Here is a 3029-nt window from a genome sequence, read left to right as displayed (position 1 = left end):
CCTGCGGCGCGTGCGCCCTCCTCCGGCCATCGGCCCGTTGCCCACGAGCGGCGAGCGCGCGGCGGGCTCTTCGGCAAGGCGCGACGGAGTGAGCGGCTTGCTCGGGGTCGGCTCTTCGGGCGGCGGGGCGAACAGCCAGGGGGCACGGCGGTGTCGTGCAGCGTGTCGGACTTCAGTTCATCCTTCGCCGTCACTGTCCAGGTCTGCGCGCAGGAAATCCGCACGCCCTTGCCGCCCCATTCCGGCGCACCGTCCGCCGTGAAATCGAGGTCGAGGGTTTGCGCCTCGCCGCGCGCCGCCTGCCGCTCCAGTACGGTTTGCAGCAGCGCGTACCACGTGCCCTCCTTAGCTTCTTCTTCCCGCGCGCCGAGCCAGCCCGTGATGTACAGGCGATCCTCGGCGCGAGTGAGGGCCACATAGAGCAAGCGCCGATATTCTGCCGCCTCCTGCGCCGCCTGTTCGGCGCGCAAGGCTTCGGTAACGGGATCATCCCCGGCTTTGCGCGGCGACCAGACCGGCCCCCAGGTGCCGTCTTCCGGCCAAAACAAGGTTCGGCGCGATTTCGGCGCGCTGGCGCAATCGGGCAGGAAGACGATGGGCGCTTGCAGCCCCTTCGCGCCGTGGACGGTCATAATCCGCACTTCGTTGCGCCCGGCGGTATCGCTGTCGCGCTTAATCTCCTGGTCCGAGAGATCGAGCCAATGGATGAAGCCTTGCAGACTGGGCGTATGAATGCGCTCGAAGGCGAGGGCCTGATTGAGAAACTCGTCGATCGGGTCCGCCGCCTCCGCGCCTAAGCGTTCGAGCAAGGCCCGCCGCCCGCCCTCGCGGCTGAGAATATCGGCGTAGAACTCGTAAGGCCGGGCAAAATCCACCTTCGCCCGCCAGCGGTTGATTTTTTCCTCCGCCGCTGCCAATGCCGGATGATCTGCCGCCCGCGCGCGCAAGGCCGACCAGAGCGACTGATTGCCCCGGTCCGACGCCGCCGCGAAAAGTTCGTCCTCAGTCATCCCAATCAGCGGCGATTTCAGCAAGCAGGCGAGCGACAGATCGTCGGCGGGCAACAGCAGAAAGCGCCCGAGCGCCAGCAGGTCCATCACGGCCAGATGGGTGGTGAGACGCAGCCGATCGGCCCCTGCTACCGGCACGCCCTCCTGCTTCAGCGCGCGCACCAGCTCGCCGACGAACTGGCCGCGCCGCCGGACCAAAATCAGAATATCGCCCGCCCGCACGGGCCGGGCTTTCGCGGTCAGCATTTCACCCTGATCGAGCCACGCGCGAATCCGCCGGGCGATGACGCGCGCCACGACGGCGGGCGGATTGCTCGCGCCTTCGCGGGTGAGCGGCAAGCGCCAGTCCGAACTATCCGGGTCTTCGGTTTTGCGCTTGGGCAGCACCGGCCAAAGTTCGACCAACCCCGCTTCGCCAAGCCGCGACACCGCGTGCTGCAAACGCTGATCGGGCGCGACGACGCCTTCGGCGGCCTCCTCCTGCGCAAACACCGCATCGACCGAGCCCAGAACGGCGGCGGTGGAGCGGAAAGAATGATCGAGCGATTCGACCCACAAATGCTGATCGACCTGCGCCAACAAACCGGCAAATACCGTGCGCATCGTGTGAAAGGCGCGCGGGTCCGCCCCTTGGAAGCTATAAATCGACTGTTTGGCGTCCCCGACCACAAACAGCGTCCGCAAGCCTTCGGCCCGACTTTGCCCGACGAAGAATTCCTGCGCCAGCAGCCGTACGATATGCCACTGGTCGGGGTTGGTATCCTGGGCTTCGTCGATCAGAATATGGTCCAAACCGCCGTCGAGCTTGAACAGCACCCAGGACGCGCCGCCGTCGCGCTGGAGAAGCTGGACCGTGTGCAGAATGAGATCGTCGTAATCGAGCCAAGCGCGCTGGCGTTTCAGATCGGCATAGGTGCCGAGAATCGCCTCGCCCAAACGCAGCACCGCCACCGTTCCGGTGAAAATTTCGATGGCGGCAATCGCGCGGGCGGCACGATTCAGCCGCTCGGCCTCGCGTTCCATCCAGTCCAGCACGTCGGGCGCGGCTTTCTGGACGGCTTTGGTGCAGAGGGTGACGCGAATGCCGCCATCGGCCTTCAGGAAGATTGGCAGATAGGCGGCAAAAGTCAGCGCATCGGGCGTTTCGATGAAAGCTTGGATTTTTCGCCCGGCGGGTTGATCGGTCTTTTCGGTGCCCTTGGCCAAAGCCGCCGCCGCCGCCCGCAACTCCGCTCCTTGCGCGCGGGTGGCCTCTTGGGCCGAAAAGCGGAGCGAATCGGGCGTCTCATAGGGATCGACGCCCAGCACATCGGCCAGGGCCGCAATCATCGGCGCGATCCCGCCCAAATGCGTGTGCAGCCGCTGCCACTTGCCGCGCTCGGCGGCGAGCGTCTTCAGCAGTTGATGAAAACTATCCTCGTGCAGCCGGTCGGCAATGATCTGGAGCGCGGCCCCAAGATCGGCCAAGCCCTCGCCGTTGCGGGCGCGCGCCAGCACATATTCGCGCGCGTCCAGCAGCAGCTCTTCGGCGCTGGCCTCATCCATTGCCTGAAAATGCGGCGGCAGCCCGGCTTCGAGCGGAAAGCGCGCCAGCACCGACTGGCAGAAGGAATGGATGGTTTGGATTTTCAGCCCGCCGGGCGATTCCAGCACAATGCCGAACAGGCGGCGCGCGCGGCGAATCTCGCGCTCCTCCGGCGGACGGTTCCCCGAGAGCGCCGTGAGCGATTGAACGAGCTTGGGCAGCGGCATCGACGCCCATTCGCCCAAATGTTCCATCAGCCGCTTCTGCATTTCGGCGGCGGCGGCCTTCGTATAGGTGATGCAGAGAATCCGATGGGGCGCGGTGCCCGCCAACAGTAGCCGCAGCACCCGGCGCGTGAGCACGGTGGTTTTCCCCGTCCCCGCCGAGGCCGCCACCCAAACCGAGCGATCCGGGATCGTCGCCAGGGTTTGCCGCTCGCCCGCCGCCGCGCGAACATCGGCGCGTTGCTGTTCGAGATCGACGCCGCCGCTCAT

Annotated in this window: 1 protein-coding gene; it reads right to left on the bottom strand. The window is 66.2% G+C overall.

The window, feature by feature from the left end; all coding sequences use genetic code 11:
• Nucleotides 1-3029: double-strand break repair helicase AddA (gene addA / locus VZ95_RS16560; protein WP_052711870.1), on the bottom strand; the 3029-nt coding region annotated here is incomplete at both ends.

This window comes from Elstera litoralis (genome assembly GCF_000963705.1).
GTDB lineage: Bacteria > Pseudomonadota > Alphaproteobacteria > Elsterales > Elsteraceae > Elstera > Elstera litoralis.
The sequence above is the reverse complement of the archived record's forward strand: the minus strand, read 5'-3'. Positions and strand labels throughout refer to the sequence as shown.